Below are 19,374 nucleotides of genomic sequence, written 5' to 3' on the forward strand. Positions count from 1 at the left end.
CGCGGTCGCTTCCGTTTTTACTTCTGTAGTTGGTGCAGTCGCGGTCGCTTCCGTTTTTACTTCTGTAGTTGGTGCAGCCACAGCCGCAGGTGATGCGGCATCTGCTTCTTTTGCATCAGCCTTAGTGGCGACTTCAGTCTTCGCCTTTGTTTCGGTTCTGTCATCAGACCATGATGGAGCAGTATTTTCAACAACAGCATCATCAGCAAAAGCGAATGAGACGTTAGTTGACGCGATTACGGAGACGCATGAGAGTGATACCAAAATTCTCTTCATCACCAACGCAAAAAAGCGCTCACCTGAATTTTGATTGCTCATGATCTTGTGTTCTCTCCGCTTCAAGGCTTTTCGCCAGAACCGCTTGGCAAGACGTTTTCAAGCGGGCGGTATAGTCTAACTATACCTATTCCTTATACAACGACTACGTTACGATGCGACACTTTCAGTTGCCTTACAGATGAAGACTTAATGTCGCGATATTCGACATTCAATCCAGTTGACAACCATTGGTGGTGCGCGGCGGTATCCACGAAATGGTTACGTTCATTGCGCAAGCGCTATTCCTGCGCAAGTACAGTCTCGACGCAAGCAATACTCTCTGCGCTAACACGCGTGTTTAGAATCCCGGTCCAAGAAGCTGGAAGGCAGCCCAAGATTTAGGTGATGGATCTTTCGACAAAGCAAGCAGCTGAGCCTTTCTCAACGACTGGGCTTGATTCAGACCTTCCTGCTTGCCCTTGTAGAATTCGATCAGCTCGTGGGTTCGCACAGACTCTGGTTCCACCCACAGACTCATCATCACATTGCGTGCACCAGCGTAGTTGAATCCACGACTGAATACTTTGATGGCATTTCCCTGCACATCTTTCGCATTGACGGACGTGGCACTCATCAGAACCAGATCGCTCGGGATGGTCTGCTCGAAAACTCGATCGGCAGTCACCTTGCGATTGCCTTCGCCTTTACCGGAGGCAATCGGGAAAACAGAACGCATCGGGTTAGTCGAAAGAGGCGTGCTGTTGGTGATGTGCACCACAGCTTTGCCGCGAGATTGTTCGCTAATCGAGTTCAAGTCGGCAGCGGCGCCAGTCAAACGAGTCACCAATTCTGGTTGCAGATTCTGCGTGATCTGGTTTTCTTCGCCACTGGAATTATTTGAAGTTATCACAACGCTCAAATCATCTGCATATCTCGGACGATTGTCGAGCAACACGCCCATCGACGATGCCATGGTCAAAAGGTGATTCTCAACGAGGAACTTACCCTGTCCATCTACAAGAGCTGCAAATGGAAGGTTGAACAAGCAACCGTCCGGAATAATCACGACCATCTGATCGGGGTTCTTCGGAATGAAATTGCGCACAGACGCCGGCAACAATTCACTATATAGAGCCTGGAGTATGCCGCGTTCACGTTGATCGCTAGCAGCGGGATCTCCCTCTGTAGGGGCCAGTAGAGCTGTAATCTGGCTCTGCAAACGCTTCGAACCAACCGGAAGTACGGTGGACGATATGCGCCCTGACGGATCCATGGTGAACACTACTGTCGACTCGCTGCCGCAAAGATATTCAACGATTGTGGCATGGCGAGACTGTACTGCTTTCATAACGTCCATAACGGTTATCGGTACTGGAGCAATCATGCGCGCAAGATTCTTGTTCTCAGACACGAGAGTGCGGAAACGCCCGAGATAGTTCTGCCACTCACCGATCAACTGGTCCGGTGTAGAACTGGCTTCGGCAGCGTGCAGATGGGCTCTCAGCGTGACCAGATCGGTATACACGTCTCGATCGTTAGGTCTAACCAGACCGCCCCGACGGTGCCATTCGTTGCTGAACGCTTCCTCTTTCAACTGTTCGGCGGCTAACAATGCCTGCTCCGACATTCCTTCCTTAGCACACATTGCAACCAGCTTCTGTCCCAAATCTTCTCTCGTTGACGGGAAAGAAAGCTGTTCAACAGAAGGGAAAACTCCAGCTTGCGGCGAACGGAAATATGAAAGTGCGCTGGTCAGAGAAGATTTTCCTTGCGCCACCTGCTCCTGACTAAATTGAATTCGAGCAAGTAAAGTGTAATCTCGCCACAGAGCGGCATCATCTTTTATCTTCTCTGATATTGCAATCGCCTGCTTAACGAGCGCTTCAGCAGCAGCAGCATCCGCCAACTTCAACTGAATCTCTGCGAGCGAGCTGAGTGTGCGCCCCTCAAGAAGCACATCCTTGTTTTTCTTCTGAATTGCCAATGCTTGCTCAAGATGGATTCGAGCATTGCGATTGTCACCTGAACGAGTTTCAACGGCGGCTATATTTTGCAGAAGAACGGCTTTGAAACGCGGCGTATTGGCGGCTGTAACGTTCTGCAAGTCGAGTGCTTGCTGGATGTTCTGCTGAGCCCTGGCATGTGCTCCTTGCATTTCGTCAATGATGCCGAGCGTGTTGTAAGCGGTCGCCTGAGTAGCTAGCGCACCAGATTTCCGCACCGCAGGGATGGCTCGTTCGAGCACAACGCGTGCCTGATCAAGGTCGCCCGTGGCAGCCAAACAACATCCATAACCGACGTCGATTACACCACGATTGGAGGCCGGCAATTTCTTGGGATCGACTTGCTGCATCATGCCGATCAATTGCTCAAAAGTCTTCCGAGCGTTTGCATATTCAGCCAGAACGTATTGAGTATTTGCCAGCGTCGTCAAAGCACTGATCATCGCCAGTGTATTGTTGGAAACTCGCGCCTGTGAAACCGCTTTCTGAGCTTCCTCATTGGCTGCGACGAACAGTCCTAGTTGATTGAGAATTCCGGCGATCTGAATTCGAGTCGAGATAGCGTTGACTGTGTCGTTAGCTTGCACATAGAATGTAGCTGCCTGCTCGTAGAACTTAAGCGCTTCTTTCTGTTTGTTCAAGCGGCTGAGCAGATTGGCTGAAACAGACAAGATTTCTGCAGCATCAGAAGGGTTTGTAACGTTAGAGCCTGTAAAAATTTTCAGAGCTTCGTCAAGTTGCTCGCCTGCGCCTGTGGCGTTATCCAGACCGAAGTAGGCTCGAGCAAGTTGCACTTTGGCGCGACCGAGCAGTTGCTTGTCCGAGATTCCACCAAGAACCTCAACGGCATTTTCGCCCATATACTTTGCTTTAACGAATTGCCCGCGTTCAAGGAAGAACCGTGCCATGTTGGTCAGGGCTTGACCTTCACCCTCGGAATATCTCATCTCGATCGAGAGACCATAGGCTTCTTGCCACTTGATCAAAGCTTTCTCGAGATTCTTCGCGGCGAAAAACTTTTCGCCCTCATCCATCAATTTTGCTACTTTTTCCATCGATTCTTGTGTTTTCTGCACTTCAGGAAACACAGGAATCTCGCGGATAGTTGTAGAAGGCGCTGCGCCTTCAGCTAGCACTGGCATCGTTGCACCACATATAGTGCTACTCAAAACTGCCGCTGAGAACATGGTGGCGGCAACGCGCTGATTGAGCTTTGATACGAAAAGAATTTCTTTCAAAATGAGCCTCATAAACAGTTCGACGGCAAGGGAAGAATACTGAAACAAATTTTCAGCTGATCTCGAACATGCCGCTTGAGTTAAGCCGACAGGGTCTTAAGGATACGGCAAGAGGAAGCTATTTCCCCTTTTGTTTATCGAGCTTTCAACATAGATGGACAAAATATAAGGTTGCCAATCTCAAGCAAGCGAGCCGCAAAGCCCGATCCGCTGTGAGTTGTGGCGATTCAGCAACAGTTTTTCCTGAAACGGTCTTTTGCTATTTGATTAAGAACCGCTATCAGTCTTAAATTCGCCAAATGTTGCAATTGATGTTAGCCTCTTTCTATTGTTGTAGATTCAATGGTTTCGGTCTTGTATGTTTAGACCAAACCAGTCAGCGAGTACCTCAGTGAAACCCCGAAGTCAAGCTCTAGAGATTGTAGCACTCAGAGAGTTCGACATGGTTGTCATCGGGGGCGGTATAGTCGGCGCGGGCATCGCACAGAACGCCGCCTCGCGAGGTTTATCGGTTCTGGTAATCGAAAAAGAAGATTTCGCATCAGGCACATCCAGCAAAACCACAAAACTCATTCATGGTGGACTGCGATACCTTGAACAGTTTCACTTCCATCTAACCAGAGAGCTCTGTCATGAGCGAGCCTTGCTGGAGACGCTGGCTCCGCATATGGTGAGAGATTTCAGTTTTATTTTGCCTCTTACGAAGCGAAACGCCCTGTTCGGGTTGAAAGCTCAACTCGGTTTAACTCTTTATGATTTGCTCGCCTGGTCTGCCACAAACAGCCACCATCATCAGAGAATCGATCAGAGAGAACTGCTGGAAGCCGCCCCAGCACTGTCTCCAAATGTCGTCACAGGCGGATTGCGATTCCACGATTGCATAACAGACGATTCGCGCCTGGTCATCGAAGTACTCAAGTCCGCCGTTGCAGAAGGCGCGCATGTCGTCAATTACCTTGAGGTTACCGGCTTCCAGACAGAGAACAATCTCGTCACAGCCGTTGAATGCCATGACCGTTACAGCGGGCAAGAGATTATCGTCAAATGCAAATCGTGCGTTAACGCCGCCGGCGTCTGGTCAGACAAGCTCCTGAAGAAACTGGACGACAGCTGGCGCCCGACAGTTAGCCCGGCAAAAGGGGTGCACATCATGGTGCCGCCCTCGGCGTTCGAAACCAATACGGCGCTTTTCTTACCGACTCAGGACCACAGATATGTGTTCGTCGTGCCCTGGAACAGGTCTTTGATGATCGGCACGACTGACACCGGATATGAAGGCGACATCGATAACCCATTGCCGGTGCAGGACGAAATCGATTATCTGTTAGATGTTGTTAATCGCTACAGCGGCTCAAACAGATTGAACAGAAGCGACGTGACAGCAAGTTGGGCTGGTCTGCGCCCGCTTGTCGGCGGTGCCACCACCGACCCGAAACAGACCGGAAATCTCTCGCGAGAGCATCTAATTTTCGAAGGACCAGGCGGCATAGTCGGCTTGATTGGTGGGAAATTGACGAACTATCGGTTGATGGCCGTTCAAGTCGTCGACAAAGTGCTGGCCAAAATTCCGCTGCCCACAACAAAAGAAGCGTCGACCGGTCGCATGATGATAGGCGGCTGGACCGACAAAAACGATTTCCTCGCACAGACAGCCAGCATCGCATCGCGGGCTCGTCGACTCTCAATCGAGCCTTCTACACTCGACCATCTGATCGCCAGCTACGGCAAAGATGCAGCCCTCGTTGTTGACATCATCGAACAGCAGCCATCTCTCAACCAGCGCATCTGTCCGGACTTTCCCAATGTCATGGCGGAGGTTCCGCACTGCGTCACAAACGAGATGGCAGTATCTCTTGAAGACTTGCTATTCAGAAGAATGCGCCTGGCTATGCTTCATCAGAAACAGACAATGGACGCGGCTCCAAAAGTGGCACAGCTCATGGCTGAGACACTCGGTTGGGATAACACACGCATCAATCTAGAGCTGAGCGCACTGGAAAAAAGTCTGAACGAACATATAACATCGTTCGCCGCAGTGACATGATAGACGGCGACAAATAGCGGGCTCAATAAATTGGATCAACTAGTCAAGGTATTTGCAACCGGACCACTTCCTAAACAAGTGCGCGAAAAACTGGCGCGCTTTTCTGATCTCAAGTCGTGGGAAGAGCCAACAGAAATAACTCAGGAACATCTGATTGAGCAGATCAAAGACCGCAGCGCAGTTGTTTGTTTGCTTGGCGATAAGATGTCGGCTGAAGTGATGGATGCCGCTCCTGAGCTGAAGTTGATCGCAAATGTCGCGGTCGGCTTCGACAACATTGACCTGGCGCACGCGAAAAAGCGAGGCATTCTCGTCGTAAACACGCCTGGTGTGCTCGATAATGCTACTGCCGACCTGGCTTTTGGATTGTTGCTGGCGTGCGCCAGGCGAATTGTAGAAGCGGACCAATACGTGCGAAACCACGAATGGACCGGCTGGAGAACAAACCTTCTTCTGGGCTCGGATCTGCACGGTAAGACACTGGGAATCGTCGGCATGGGACGCATCGGTGAAGCAGTAGGACGCCGCGCGCTCGGCTTCGGAATGAAAATTATCTATACACGCAAAGGCAATGAAGAGAAAGACCACCGTCTCACGCGCGAGCTTGCAGCTAGACGTGTTTCTTTGCCTGAGTTGATCAGCAATTCTGATTTCATCAGTATTCACAGCCCACTCAATCACGAAACAAGGCACTTGATCGGAAAAGTCGAGCTCTCTCGTGTCAAGAAAAACTGCATTTTAATCAACACCGCGCGCGGTGCTGTAGTGGATCAGAAAGCACTGATCGCAGCATTGCAAGATGGAAAACTTGCCGCAGCCGGTCTGGATGTGTTCGAAGACGAGCCAAATGTCCCTGACGAATTAATTGCCCTGAAAAATGTGGTGATAGTTCCGCACATCGGCAGTGCTACGAGCGAAACTCGAGCAGCCATGGCGCAATTGGCAGTGGAAGGACTGCTTTCGGCTTTCAGTGAAAGATTGCCTGAAAATACAGTCAACAAAGAAGTTTGGCCATTATTTGTAGAACGACTAAAAGTAGGATCTTCCAGATGAATCTAACATCACCGCCACCCACCGAAAAAGTTGAAGCGCCGCAACCAGCGCAGACATCGAATTTCATTCCGCCACTACTTCTGGTGCTGGCTGCCTACCCGACCTGGCTGGCGCTGACAACCACACCAGCGCTGCTCGTGGCTCCGGTCGGCGTTTTCGCCTACTGGTTATCGATGCGCCGCAAACTCTTTTTTGTAGCCGGGCTGCTCATGGCGCTGTGCGCCTTCAAACCCGAATGGCTTCCATTTTTGGCGCTGCCAGGATTCATCTTCGGCGGGCTGCAATTCGCCGGCGGTTTTGCAATCGCAGCTGCGGCGACCTTCTTCGGTGCACAAGCGATGCATCTGCCCCTCGACTGGTCGATTATTGCAGGCAATACCCCAGAGGTAGCCACTCACACCTACCAGAATTTCGCCGCGATGTTGGCGCTCATACTGGGCGACAGCACACCGAACTTGCAAATTGGCACACTCGCCTGTTATGCCATGGCAATCGTGTCGTCGACTGAGCTGTGGTGGCGTACGCATCATCTCGTCGACAGTGACCACAAATTTTTGAAGAAATGCGCTGCCACTACCATTATCATGCTGACGACGAGCATACATACGACAATTCAGGATTACGTCGTCCTCGTTCCTGTACTGGTCTGGTTGTGGCAAGCCACCGCAGACGACATCAACGATAACGGCGGACTAGTAAGAAAAGTAATCATCGCCTATCCGATCTTTTCCTGGCTCTACTTTGGTGCGCAAGCGGCAATGGCTTCACTGAGCCTGCCTGTCTACTTTGTCTGGGGCGTCGTACTCTCCGTATGCTTGCTGCCAACGCTCGATGTCGAAACCAACAAGATTCTCACAGCCAGATTCAAAGCTCAAAATTCCGGCTAATTCATGCAACTCAGCATCGAGAACCAAAAGCGGCTCTGGTTTGCGTATTTCGTAGCCCTGATTTGCTGGTCATTCAGTTCCTACTATCTGATCAGCACCTGGGCATCTGAAGGCACGCTCTTTGCCAGATCTATAGACGGGCAGCCGCACGTGCTCGACTATTTGCTGTTTTACGAAGACGAATATCTGGCCTTACACGCTAAAAGCGACCACCTGAACATATACGATCCCGATCTGCAAGCAGCCGGAATCGCCAAACTGATGTCGCCGGTGGTGCCGACGACAAAATTCTACTCGCACTATCCGCCACTGCTTTTTGTCCTTTCCATTCCATTCGGCTTCGTGCCGATGCTCTGGTCATACCTGGCTTGGAATCTCGTCGGAATCATTGCGCTTTTGTTGAGCACATTACCTTTCGCTTACCGGAGATTCGGCAAGACGTTTCCCTTCTTCTTTGTTGCAGCCGCAGTCTTGACGAGCTTTCCAGTATGGAATTGCTTTGAACTGGGTCAGAGCAGCTTCTTTCTTCTGGGCGGCATCGCCTTATTTTTCGCCCTGCTCAAGCGCGAAAAACACTTTCTGGCAGGATTATCAACGTTCTTCCTGCTCATCAAAGTTCAATATCTGCCCGTGCTGGTATTAATTGGATTGATTCGAGGGCGAGTCAAATTCGTCCTTGGGGGCATCCTCGCTGGTCTGCTTGCCGTTGGAGTGTGCGTCTTCACGCTCGGATGGGAAAACTGTATTGCCTGGCCGAACATCGTTTTGCACGGTGAAACGAGCGACATCAACCGCGGTCTGATCGCACCGGCTATGATGCAAAATGTGCGCGGCATACTGAACTTGATGACGGGCGACGATTCAGCAGCTGTGCGCATGATTTCTGCGGCACTGTGCATTATCACGATTCTTTTGATCGGATATCTGTGGACGTCTCCTTATAAACGACTTCAAGGCTATACGAAATATGCCTTTGAAGTCGTGTCGGCAATTTCCATGATGATCATGCTGCTCTTCAACGTACACACGCACGCCCACGATTACTGCGTCTTCGTTTGCGCGGCAGTGTTGTTGTACGTTGCCGTGCTGGATGCGCCCGTGACAAAAGGCAGCCAGTGGTTGCGATATTTACTGGTTAGCTACCCATTGGTGAGCTGGATACTTTTCGTGGCGGAACCGCTCATTCAAAATGTCCTTAAGCTGCAACCGCTGGCAGTGCATATAGCTGTGGTTCTGGCGCTGTCGGTTGTGGTTTGGTTTGGCCAGCGCGGTGATCGTGTCGAGCCTGGGGAAATAGAAACTGGTACTTGATGCGTCCGGGACGGACGCGCTCCATGCATCCGGGACGGACGCGCTCCATGTGTTCGGGACGGACACGCTCCATGTGTTCGGGACGGACACGCTCCATGTGTTCGGGACGGACGCGCTCGTGGTTAGCGGTGTACTTCGTTGTGTGTGATCACTTTGGAATACCAGTATGCGCTGTCTTTCAAGATGCGTTTCTGGGTTTCATAGTCCACGTGAATCAGCCCGAATCGTTTTGAATAGCCATGCGCCCACTCAAAATTATCTAGCAGACTCCAGACAAAATAACCACGCACGTTTACACCAAGTCGCATTGCTTTCCGCAATTCGACCAGATGATCGTGCACGTACTTGATACGCCTGGTGTCATGAACGTGACCATCGACAACTTGATCGTCTAATGCGCAGCCGTTTTCAGTTACATAGATAGGGGGCAAACGATATTCGTTATGCATCCGCACAAGCATGCGGCCAAGCGCTTCAGGAGCCACTTCCCAGCCCATCTCGGTGTAATCGGAGCCAGGCACCTTTTTCATTTCGCCTTGCGGACCGATAGTGGTGCGCGTGTAATAATTAACACCCAGATAATCCAATTTTTGGGCAATCAAAGCAAAGTCATTCGGCTTCACCTGCGGTGCATCGGCAGACAGATCTCGTAAGGCGCCAGGAGGATAACACCCCCTGAAGAGTGGGTCCAGGAACCAGGCGCTGGTTGCATTCCAGGCACGCTCTGCAGCCATTTTCTGATACTTATCGTCCGTGTAAGCCTCTACAGGGGATAAATTGAGGACAATTCCAACCTGCAAGTCTGGTTCAATCGAACGAATCGCTTGAACGGTCATTCCATGAGCCACCAACAGGTGGTGAGCGACCTGCGCAGTCAACTTTCTGTCTTTAAAACCAGGCGCCATTTCACCCGTCAGATTACCCAGCACTGCAACCACCCATGGTTCATTGAATGTGGTCCAGTATTTGACCCGATCGCCCAATCGCTTCACAGCAACTGCGGCATAATCGGAAAAATATCCAATCAAATCACGATTGCCCCAACCGCCTTTGTCTTGCAGTGCCTGCGGCAGATCCCAGTGATAAAGCGTTATGAATGGCTCGATTCCCAGCGCCAGCAATGAATCAACCATGCGGTCATAGTAATCCAATCCAGCCCAATTTACAGAGCCGTGCCCCTGGGGAAATATCCTGGGCCAGGACAGCGAGAATCGATATGCTTTTATGCCGATTTGTTTGAGAAGAGAAAAGTCTTCATGGAATCGATGGTAATGATCGCAAGCGATATCGCCGTTGTCGTCATTGAAGATTTTTCCAGGCGTGTGCGAAAAGGTATCCCAGATCGACGGTCCTTTACCGTCTAAATTCCAGGCGCCTTCGATTTGATATGCGGCTGTGGCCGCGCCCCACACAAACCCTCTGGGAAAACCATACTTTTCCGACGTCATTCAACCGCCCCTGATAAGTGCAAATGTGCAGTCTGGTTATTCACGCTCAGATTCACTATCACCACCAAATCTAATCATATCCTGGTTAATCCAAGTTTTCCTGACCGACGATGCCATCCTGAAAGGTGTCATCTTCGGTGGCATCAAGACTATCGTCGATGCTGTCATCGTCCGTGTCGATTTCTTCATACTGTCCCTGTCTTTCCCGGCGACGAGAAACAGCACGATATTTGGTGCTCAGTCTGGGCACATGAATTTCTTTGCCGCCGCGCCCACCGACCTTCTTCACCGTAGCTTCGACTTTTTGCGATGTGACTTGACGTCGGCTGTATTCCATTTGAGCATCACTGACGATGGCAGCATAACTGTTGTAACGTCCGAGCGAAATTTCGTCGATGTTATTCAAAACGTTGCAATCGTTTTCGACCAGGTGCAAACAGTTCAAAAACTTGCAGTCTTGTGCCAGGCGCAAAATCTCAGGAAATTGCCACACAACCTCCGTGGGCTGCGGGTGCTTCAGTTCGAGAAGGTTGAACCCCGGCGTATCACCGACCCAGCTTGCAGTTTGGGAGGCGCGAATCTCTGGAAAGTGTTCAAAACTTAACCGATACAACTCGCTCGATGTTGTCGTATGACGACCAACCCCGAACTCATGATCCATGACACCGGTCTTAAGTTGCAGATCTTTCTCGATGCAATTCAAAAGAGTCGACTTGCCAACGCCTGACTGGCCGGCGAATACAGACACTTTATTGGCGAGAGTTCGAGCCAGATCATCGATACCCCGACCGGTCACAGCCGACACAAATATGACGAAGTATCCAAGTGGTTCATAAATACTTCGTAAAGCCTCAAGTTCACTTTCCTCCGCCAGATCGCACTTGTTGAAGCAGAGCACAGGCAGCGCAGGAGACAGCTCCAGCTGGAAATGCACTATGTAACGGTCGGTGAGCAGGGGGTTCCATTCCGGCTGATGGACGGCCTGTACAATGATGACCTGGTCCACGTTCGCTAAAGGCGGTCGAGACAGTAAGTTCTCGCGCTCCAGCATCGTGGTAATGACTGCTGTGTTCTGCTCTGAGTCCAACTCGTCCAGCTCAACGCGGTCGCCGGTAAAGATGGAGACTCGCTCTTTCTTCAACCTGCCGCGAGCAGCACATTGAAAAACAGTGTCCAGCTCAGGTTCGTAAACCAGATAGCCGCCAGCATGACTTCGTAATACAGTTCCGGACGCCATTCAATCTCTCGAAAGTCTCACTGTAAGCCGACCAAAACGAAATCGACTTCAACAACAAGAATACACTAATCGACATACTAAGAAACACGTAATCAAACAGTTCGAAAACCGTCCAAACCTGAATAGTTCAGCAACAGTCCAGTAAAGTCCAGCGCAAAGTCCAATAAAAAACAATCGTTCCACCCGGTATCTACAAAAGCCAGTGCAGCATAGCTGCAAGGCACCACGCGATGATGAGACAATAGGTAAAATCAATGAGCACGGCAACAATGGAAGTCCAGAACGTGAATGAAGAACTAACCAGCCAGCAAGAAGCAATTGCGCAATTCGGAGAGCCACAGGGCGACCTCTCGCACATCCGCAATATCGCCATCATCGCGCACGTCGACCACGGCAAAACGACACTGGTCGATGGATTTTTGCACCAGACCGGAGTTTTTCGCGAGAATCAGGAAGTCGTCGAATGCGTGATGGACTCAAATGACCTCGAGCGTGAGCGTGGTATCACAATTCTTTCGAAGAATACAGCCGTCACCTACAATGACATGCTCATCAATATCGTCGACACCCCGGGCCACGCTGACTTCGGCGGCGAAGTCGAACGTATTCTGGGAATGGTAGACTGCGCGCTGCTCGTTGTTGATGCGGGCGAAGGTCCGATGCCCCAAACACGTTTCGTTCTGCGTAAAGCGCTCGAGAAAGGACTGCGACCGATCGTTGTAATCAACAAAATCGACCGTCCAAACATCGACCCGCACATCGCGGTCGACCAGGTTTTCGACCTCTTCGTCGAACTCGGAGCAGATGAAAAACAGCTCGATTTCCCATATCTTTTCGCATCGGGCGTGAAAGGATTCGCAGTCGCATCACCTGAAGAGGAAGGTGTCGACTTGCGACCGCTGCTCGATTTGATCGTCAAACATTGCCCACCGCCGTCTGGAAATCCGGATGCACCACTGCAGATGCAGTTGAGCATTCTGGACTACAACGACTACCTTGGCCGCATCGGCATCGGCAGAATCTACAACGGCAAGATTCATGACGGAGAGTCAGTGGTGCTGCTCAAAGAAGACGGCACCTCAGTGCGTGGAAAAATTTCCAAGCTCTTTACGTTCCATGGCTTGAAGCGCATCGAAGCGCGTGAAGCATCAGCGGGACAAATTGTAGCCATCGCCGGATTCTCCACTGCCAACGTTGGTGATACCGTATGCGACCCTGAGCATCAAGTCGCCCTGCATCGATTCAAAGTCGACGAACCGACTATGAAGATGGCGTTTCTCGTCAATGATAGCCCGTTTGCCGGGCAGGAAGGCAAGTACGTAACCTCCAGACAGCTGCGCAGCCGCCTCTTCCACGAACTGGAAACGAACGTCAGTATGCGCGTCGATGAGACTGATAATACAGACACGTTTATCGTCAGTGGACGCGGAGAACTTCACCTGGGCATCCTGATTGAAACGATGCGACGTGAAGGATACGAGTTTCAGGTATCAAGACCGGAAGTAATCATCAAAGAAATTGGCGGCGTAGACCACGAGCCGTTCGAGAAGTTGATGATCGACGTTCCTGATGAATTCACGGGCGCCGTCATGAACGAGCTTGGACCACGTAAAGCCGAACTGCAGAATATGCACGTCGATAAAACTCAAGCTCTTCTCGAATTCGTCATACCGACTCGCGGTTTGATCGGATTTCGCAGCGAGTTCTTGCGCCTCACCAAAGGTAATGGCGTCATGAACCATGCCTTCCTCGAGTATCGTGAATGGTGCGGAGACATCGTCTCGCAGCGCAACGGCGTTCTCGTCGCATGGGAAGAAGGCACAGTCACTGCGTACGCTCTCGGACAAGCTGAGGATCGCGGCGTCTACTTCATCACACCTGGAATCAAAGTATATGGTGGCATGATTGTCGGCGAAAACAACCGCACGCAAGACATGGACATCAACGTCTGCAAACTCAAGAAGTTGACCAACATGCGCAGCTCAAACGCAGATACGCTGGTGACCTTGCAGGCTCCGATCGAGATGAATCTGGAGCGTTGCCTCGAGTACATCGCTGCCGATGAACTCGTAGAAGTAACGCCGAAAAACATCCGCATGAGAAAGCGCCAACTCCCCAGACGCTAATCCGCCACGGAACGCACGCATCCCGCGTGCCAGGCATGGATCGCACGCGTCCCGCGTGCCCCGGCATGGATCGCACGCGTCCCGCGTGCCATTATCAACGGGCTTTGCCGGTGCTTGCTTTGCCGCTGCTTGCTTTGCCGGTGCTCTTGCCGGGGTCCTTACTGCTGCCCTTATCCGTGCCTTTGCCAGAGGCTTTACTGCTGCCCGTATCCGCGGCTTTGCCAGCGGCTTTACTGCTGCCCTTATCCGTTCCCTTAGCTGACTGATAGCTGACACGATAAATAGCCCCGGCATCGTCATCTGACACAAGCAGAGCGCCGTCAGGCATGACCTGTACATCGACAGGTCGGCCAAGCACCTGCTCCCCAGGCTGCAAAAATCCTGTCAAAAACGGCGTCGCTGAAACAACTTTCTCTCCATCAAGCTTCACGCACATGACCTGATAGCCGACCTTCTTGCTGCTATTCCAGGAGCCATGCTGAGCGACAAAAATCTGATTTTTGTACTCCGCCGGAAACATCTTGCCTGTGTAGAAACGCATTCCGAGCGCAGCTACGTGGGCAGCGAAGGGATAGCGTGGCGGCACCGGTTTCAAATTCGCAGGCGCCCGCGATCCAAACTCAGGGTCAGGCACATTGTTTCCGAAAAAGAACGGAAAACCAAAATGCATTCCAGCCTGTGGTGCACAATTCAGCTCATCTGGCGGAGTGGTGTCATTGAGCAGATCTCGACCATTATCAGTGAACCAGAGCTGACCCGTAACAGGGTGCCAATCAAAGCCGACTGTGTTGCGAATGCCTCTAGCGAAGACTTCCTGTTCGGAGCCATCAGGTTTCATACGAGAGATGGCAGCGAATGGATCGTTGCGCATACAAACGTTGCAAGGCGCGCCAACAGGCACATACAGCTTATCGTCAGGACTGAAGCGAATGAATTTCCATCCGTGATGTCTCTTGTCCGGAAAATTTGTTGACACCACCACCGGTGCTGGTGGATCTTTCAAATGTTGTTCGATGTTATCAAATCGAATCACGCGATTAAGCTCGGCGACGTAGAGAGAACCGTTGCGAAATGCCACGCCATTAGGCAAGTCGAGATTGCGAGCAATGACAAAAACCTCATCGGCTTTCCCATCTTTGTCTTTATCGACAACTGCGTATACAGAACCTTTTCTTGTCGTGCCGACAAACAACGTGCCCGATGGTGACAGCGTCATCGACCGGGCGTTTTCTATATTGTCCTTATAAACTTCCACCTTAAAGCCAGGAGGTACTTTCAGCTTATCGAGCTGCGGAACCTTGGTGGTCTGCGCCGAAGCCCCAGGCAAGACGCCCGTTGTCAACATAAGCAAACCGATGATGAGGCGCCTGACACTTACCATTGCTGAAACTCCCGGTTCACTTGAAAACAAAAACGCAAAGTCGCTTACTCAAAAGATACACTTCTGGCGCAAGAATCGATCTATTCGTGAAAGAATAACCTCAGTAATGAGCACAGATACAGATGAAAAACTAAAGCTAATCAAGAAAGCGATTCTACTCGTCTTCGTGACGCTGCTGCTTGCCTGGATTGCAGTCAAAGTGCAGTCGCTTCTGATGTGCACATTCATGGCAATCATTCTGGCGTCAGCTATCGCCCCAGCTGCCGAATTCATGGAATCCCACAAAATTCCTCGCACTGTTACAGTGATCGGACTCTACATTTTGATTGCCGTTGTCTATGCGGTGCTGGCGATGTCATTGATTCCGCTAGTCAAGGAACAGGCGCAGCAGCTGTTCTCGGTAGCGCCACAGTACATCAAACAACTGCTGGAATCGGTCGATAAACTGCAAGATTTAGCGGGCAACTATGCAGGCGCAGAAAATGTTCATCATGTCGATTACGCCACCATGGTTCAGGACCTCGGTGCCAAGGCAGTCAGTAAAACTCTGAACTTCACACAAGACGTGTTCGAAGCGCTGTTGAACGGCATTTTCATACTCTTCCTCACATCCTACTTCGTCATTGAAGCCGACAAAATGTGGCCGAAACTGATTTTGTGGGTGCCCGAATATCGCCGCAAACGATTTGCCTCGCTGATTCGACCGCTCGAAGTACGCCTCGGTGGCTATGTGCGCGGGCAGCTGCTCGTTAGCTTAGCAGTTGCCTTGATTCTAGGCACGGGATTGACTCTGCTGCAAGTCAGATATTCACTGATTCTCGGCATAATTGCAGGACTCATGAACATCGTACCGTTTGTCGGATCGATCATCACGTGCGTCTTCTCAATAGTTATAGCGGCGAATCAATCACCGATGCTTGGTCTCGCCACCTTCGGACTTTTCGCCTTTGAGCAATGGCTGGAAAGTAATTTCATCGTGCCGCATTTAATCGGCCAAAATGTCGACCTGCATCCGCTCATAGTGCTGTTTTCATTGTTGATTGGTGGCACATTGTTCGGTCTGGCGGGAGCTGTTATAGCAGTGCCGCTTGCTTCAGCCCTGCTTTTCCTGGCACGCGAGTTCTACTTCAAATCAATAAATCCCGAGTTGGATGCCGCCGAGGAAAGCCCTTAGTCCCCCAAAAATAGCTTGGCAAAATCTTCCTCCCCGTCTTCAACGAGGTTTTCAAGCATCTCAAAGGTTTTACAAAAGGAAAGGGCGAGATTCAAGCCAGTTGGTCGATTGGCTCCTAGTAAAGGATCTCTAATAGGGGATCGACGCGAACCGTTTGACAATCACCTTATGAGTGACTTAAAGTCTACGCGACTCTGTCATGGACACCCGAGCGAGAGTTTTTTGATGTGCCCTATTAGTAACGACCCGACCACTCCAAATCAATTCATTCAAAATCTGCAGACGCATTACAGTTCTTACAGTCATGCCCTGAAAACACAGATGCCTTCGCCTCATGCAAGGCGCGCACAACGCTCTCGACTCAGTCAATTCATCAGCTTCCTGAGCCATTCTCGCCGCAGTTACGAAACAACCAATCCTGAACGTCAAGCCAAAGATGCTGCTGTAAGCGATTACCTCGACTACCTGCAATATTTTTTGAAGGCAAGACCTTCTACCATCAGCAAAGCTCTAACTACCATTGGAGAGTTCTACGAATACATCGGGCTGGAGCCAATTTCAATTGTGCGCGACGAATTGCCCGGCGCAAATCCGCAGGCTCTGTCGAATGAAGACGTGCAGAAATTCCTGGCAGCTGCAGAAGCCAATCCATCGGTGAAACACCGAGCCCTGGCTCTGCTTCTCGGCACAACCGGCATCAGAGCAATCGATTGCACGATGCTCGATATGGATGATTACATTCCCGCGACTGCGACATTGTGCCTGAGAGGAGACGATATTGCCACTGCGCGCGCCATTACACTCAATGCACCTACTAAACTAGCCATGGAACAGTGGTTGCAGCAGCGCCGCCAGCGCTTCACTCGCTCCAACGAAAAAGCATTGTTCTTAAATCCTCAACGTCGAAGAATATCGCAAGCTGGTGTCAATCTCGTCGTGAGAAAAATCAGTATGGAAGCCGGGCTCGACCTCAACGCACAACAGTTGAGAGACACGTATCTGATCGAAACTGCGCAATCAAACGGCGTTGAAGAAGTTCAAAAACCGGAATCAAAACCAGGCGCGAACCGAGCCGCTATTTAGTCAGGCTACTTCACCCAGCCCTGCTTGCGTCGATAATTCTCGTAAGGCTCGACTTGATCGGGCTTAAGAAGTTTGCGCACTTTCAAATTCATCATCATGTATTGATTATTGATCTGGCTGGAAAGTTGATTCATTTCGTCTTGCTTAGACATGATGTCTTCAGAGGCTTTACCAGTGAACATACATTGCAAGAACTGATCTCGAATCTCGTGATATTTAACCAGAGTCGGCTCTATCTTCGGCTTGAACTCACTGACCACTGCTGAAATTTTGACGCGCTGGTCAGGCGTGGCATTGATTGTTTTCAAAATCGGCTCCAGGTGCGAGCCGTATTGACCATATGGTTTGTTAGCTGCATTAGCAGTTGCAGAATTGCTTGAATTATCGTCTGGCGCGGCATTTGCGGGCGGATCGCAGCAATAGCCGACAGCCAAACACGCAATGAAAACCAGCAAGAATTGCTTCATTTCCCTGGACCTTAAAATCGCGGCACAACCACTGAAGTGCTCACCTGTAGTGGTAGACGACGCCTTAGAGAAAATGTGCCTCTCCCACATGCCTATTTTGCCACCAAAAATTGTTTTCAAATCACCCTCAACCTCATGGCATCCCCAACTGGGATTGCGATTGCGAGATCACAGGTCTTCCGCTTCTGATAATCACTCATAGCAGAACCATAACAGAATCGAAAATTGTTCGCTGAAATGAGTCCCGAAAGTCCACTCTAATCAGGCTGCAGAGGTTAGCCGGCAATTTCAACCTGCTCGCTGGGACGATTCAGAATCTGAAATCAGCGCCAACGGCATCAGATTTGGTGGCATTTCACTGAGCGGTGTATTAGCACGGAGCTGGCGATATGTCTTTGCCAACGCGATATTCTGCACGATGTAAGCGGGAAACATACCGATTACAAGGCACAACAAGCCGACCCAGTTGATGAAATAGTTAACAATGCCAAGGAAAAATACTTCTGCCACTGAGCCCCTGGTGATAGCCCAGCTGGCTTTCAGCGAGGTAAGAGGTCCGGCGTCTGAATCAAGAATGAAATAAGGATAGAACTGAAATCGCAACTGTAAATAAACGCCCGGAATAATCAAACAAACGTACCCGGCGCCAACCATCAGTCCGTAGAGAAGACTAGCCAAAGCAAAATTCCAGGCGCGAGAGTACTTAGAAAAGACATCTCGCACGGCAAGCGTATCGCCCTCAACTACTTTGAGAAAAAGATTCAGCATTCCAAGACCGATGACGACTCCGATAATCATGCCAACCAGAGACACAATCAGAGAGATCGTGCCGATCACTGCCGTCTGCGCAACAAGGTACTTCAAAACAAGCGAAGAAATGGTAGGCACCATCTGAACCAGGAAGGTGCAAGTCATCACGCCGGTGAGAGGCCAGAAATACTTGAGCATCTCTTTCCAGCCGAAACTGATCACCTCATCAACTGCAAACTTAGACGCACCAGGTTCGGGAACCACACCCTGTGTGCCCGCTGTTGCAGGTGCTGGGAAGTTCGGAGCTGATGGGGCGCTGGTTGTATCAGGCGACGGCTGCGGATTGCTTCCAGTGGACGACGGTCGTGGATTGCTGGCAGTGGATGCCGGTTGCGGATTACCGGCAGTGGATGCCGGTTGCGCCTTGTTGCCGACAGTAGCTGGGGATTGTGGAGTTGTAGATACCTTTGCTGGAAGATTCTTTTTTGCCAGATCTGCATATGTCGGGGGCGGCGGAACATCACCATCATCGTCGCCTGCGGCATTCGATGGAGACGCAGAATTCGACGGAGCTGTAGAATTCGATGGCGATGCAGAATTCAATGTAGATGAAGGATTTGATGAAGATCCCGTATTTGATTGAGAGCCCATATTTGACGGATCGCCAGGCGAGGCAGACGCTGCCTGGTCAGACCTGGCAGGTTGAATTTCTGCCGATGTGGCGAGATCTAGAGGCGCTTGAAGTCCAAACACATAATCACCGACTGGATCAGCAGCAGCGCTGTCCGCTTCGCCACCGATTCCTGGCTGCTGATGCTCTTCACTCGGTTTTTCTTCGCTCACCTGTAGTTCCCTCTATTGAACTTTCACTATGTCTGCCACTGTCGAATGCAAGGCTCGCGACTGCCTTGTTT

General features: G+C 50.8%; 14 protein-coding genes. 7 read left to right on the top strand and 7 right to left on the bottom strand.

Translation table 11 applies throughout. From position 1 onward, the window contains the following. Together EKK48_26785 and EKK48_26790 are read right to left on the bottom strand one after the other, a co-directional pair. Positions 1-318: hypothetical protein (locus EKK48_26785; GenBank protein ID RTL35971.1), on the bottom strand; the 318-nt coding region annotated here is incomplete at its 3' end. 298 nt (positions 319-616) lie between these two features. Beyond that, on the bottom strand, positions 617-3,511 hold the full coding sequence (locus EKK48_26790) for a CHAT domain-containing protein (GenBank protein ID RTL35972.1): 2,895 nt from the start codon (positions 3,509-3,511) through the stop codon (positions 617-619). 346 nt (positions 3,512-3,857) lie between these two features. On the opposite strand from EKK48_26790, the gene EKK48_26795 reads away from it, so the two are divergent. From EKK48_26795 to EKK48_26810, 4 genes are read left to right on the top strand one after another with little or no spacing between them, the layout of a single operon-like run. After that, entirely contained in the window at positions 3,858-5,543 is a 1,686-nt protein-coding gene (locus EKK48_26795) for a glycerol-3-phosphate dehydrogenase/oxidase (GenBank protein ID RTL35973.1), read from the top strand. 30 nt (positions 5,544-5,573) lie between these two features. Further along, the gene (locus tag EKK48_26800; GenBank protein ID RTL35974.1) at positions 5,574-6,596 is read left to right on the top strand and encodes a D-glycerate dehydrogenase; all 1,023 of its coding nucleotides are present in this window, start codon (positions 5,574-5,576) and stop codon (positions 6,594-6,596) included. After that, positions 6,593-7,483, top strand: coding sequence for a hypothetical protein (locus tag EKK48_26805; protein ID RTL35975.1), 891 nt, complete (start codon positions 6,593-6,595; stop codon positions 7,481-7,483). Before EKK48_26800 ends, EKK48_26805 begins: the two co-directional genes overlap by 4 nt. Before the next feature lie 3 nt (positions 7,484-7,486). Continuing rightward, a complete protein-coding gene (locus tag EKK48_26810; protein ID RTL35976.1) occupies positions 7,487-8,794 on the top strand; it encodes a DUF2029 domain-containing protein in 1,308 nt (435 codons plus the stop codon). A gap of 122 nt (positions 8,795-8,916) precedes the next feature. Here the strand turns inward: EKK48_26810 and EKK48_26815 are convergent, their stop codons facing one another. Together EKK48_26815 and rsgA are read right to left on the bottom strand one after the other, a co-directional pair. Further along, entirely contained in the window at positions 8,917-10,242 is a 1,326-nt protein-coding gene (locus EKK48_26815) for a beta-glucosidase (GenBank protein ID RTL35977.1), read from the bottom strand. Between the two features lie 85 nt (positions 10,243-10,327). After that, complete coding sequence (gene rsgA / locus EKK48_26820) at positions 10,328-11,479, bottom strand: ribosome small subunit-dependent GTPase A (GenBank protein ID RTL35978.1); 1,152 nt, start codon at positions 11,477-11,479, stop codon at positions 10,328-10,330. A 269-nt stretch (positions 11,480-11,748) separates the two neighbouring features. Between rsgA and typA the strand changes: the two genes are divergently transcribed. Next, positions 11,749-13,605 carry a translational GTPase TypA gene (gene typA / locus EKK48_26825; GenBank protein ID RTL36168.1) on the top strand — a complete coding sequence of 619 codons (1,857 nt, stop codon included), beginning with the start codon at positions 11,749-11,751 and terminating at the stop codon, positions 13,603-13,605. Positions 13,606-13,699: 94 nt separating this feature from the next. Here typA and EKK48_26830 read toward each other — a convergent pair whose 3' ends face one another. After that, a complete protein-coding gene (locus EKK48_26830; GenBank protein ID RTL36169.1) occupies positions 13,700-14,950 on the bottom strand; it encodes a sorbosone dehydrogenase family protein in 1,251 nt (416 codons plus the stop codon). A 10-nt stretch (positions 14,951-14,960) separates the two neighbouring features. Between EKK48_26830 and EKK48_26835 the strand changes: the two genes are divergently transcribed. Both EKK48_26835 and EKK48_26840 read left to right on the top strand, forming a co-directional pair. Then, a complete protein-coding gene (locus EKK48_26835; protein RTL35979.1) occupies positions 14,961-16,160 on the top strand; it encodes an AI-2E family transporter in 1,200 nt (399 codons plus the stop codon). A gap of 168 nt (positions 16,161-16,328) precedes the next feature. Then, positions 16,329-17,243 carry a hypothetical protein gene (locus EKK48_26840; GenBank protein RTL35980.1) on the top strand — a complete coding sequence of 305 codons (915 nt, stop codon included), beginning with the start codon at positions 16,329-16,331 and terminating at the stop codon, positions 17,241-17,243. A 5-nt stretch (positions 17,244-17,248) separates the two neighbouring features. On the opposite strand, the gene EKK48_26845 is transcribed toward EKK48_26840, so the two are convergent. Together EKK48_26845 and EKK48_26850 are read right to left on the bottom strand one after the other, a co-directional pair. Beyond that, the gene (locus EKK48_26845) at positions 17,249-17,710 is read right to left on the bottom strand and encodes a hypothetical protein (GenBank protein ID RTL35981.1); all 462 of its coding nucleotides are present in this window, start codon (positions 17,708-17,710) and stop codon (positions 17,249-17,251) included. A gap of 288 nt (positions 17,711-17,998) precedes the next feature. Next, a complete protein-coding gene (locus EKK48_26850; protein ID RTL35982.1) occupies positions 17,999-19,303 on the bottom strand; it encodes a hypothetical protein in 1,305 nt (434 codons plus the stop codon). Between the last annotated feature and the right edge of the window lie 71 nt (positions 19,304-19,374).

It is taken from the genome of Candidatus Melainabacteria bacterium, assembly GCA_003963305.1.
Classification (GTDB): domain Bacteria; phylum Cyanobacteriota; class Vampirovibrionia; order Obscuribacterales; family Obscuribacteraceae; genus PALSA-1081.

Excerpts from the sequence above, each read along its gene's own strand:
- EKK48_26840 (RTL35980.1), top strand. The coding sequence starts at position 16,329 with ATGAGTGACTTAAAGTCTACGCGACTCTGTCATGGACACCCGAGCGAG.
- EKK48_26830 (RTL36169.1), bottom strand. The coding sequence starts at position 14,950 with ATGTTGACAACGGGCGTCTTGCCTGGGGCTTCGGCGCAGACCACCAAG.
- EKK48_26810 (RTL35976.1), top strand. The coding sequence starts at position 7,487 with ATGCAACTCAGCATCGAGAACCAAAAGCGGCTCTGGTTTGCGTATTTC.
- EKK48_26790 (RTL35972.1), bottom strand. The coding sequence starts at position 3,511 with ATGAGGCTCATTTTGAAAGAAATTCTTTTCGTATCAAAGCTCAATCAG.
- EKK48_26845 (RTL35981.1), bottom strand. The coding sequence starts at position 17,710 with ATGAAGCAATTCTTGCTGGTTTTCATTGCGTGTTTGGCTGTCGGCTAT.
- EKK48_26835 (RTL35979.1), top strand. The coding sequence starts at position 14,961 with ATGATGAGGCGCCTGACACTTACCATTGCTGAAACTCCCGGTTCACTT.
- EKK48_26805 (RTL35975.1), top strand. The coding sequence starts at position 6,593 with ATGAATCTAACATCACCGCCACCCACCGAAAAAGTTGAAGCGCCGCAA.
- EKK48_26815 (RTL35977.1), bottom strand. The coding sequence starts at position 10,242 with ATGACGTCGGAAAAGTATGGTTTTCCCAGAGGGTTTGTGTGGGGCGCG.
- typA (RTL36168.1), top strand. The coding sequence starts at position 11,749 with ATGGAAGTCCAGAACGTGAATGAAGAACTAACCAGCCAGCAAGAAGCA.
- EKK48_26795 (RTL35973.1), top strand. The coding sequence starts at position 3,858 with ATGTTTAGACCAAACCAGTCAGCGAGTACCTCAGTGAAACCCCGAAGT.
- rsgA (RTL35978.1), bottom strand. The coding sequence starts at position 11,479 with ATGGCGTCCGGAACTGTATTACGAAGTCATGCTGGCGGCTATCTGGTT.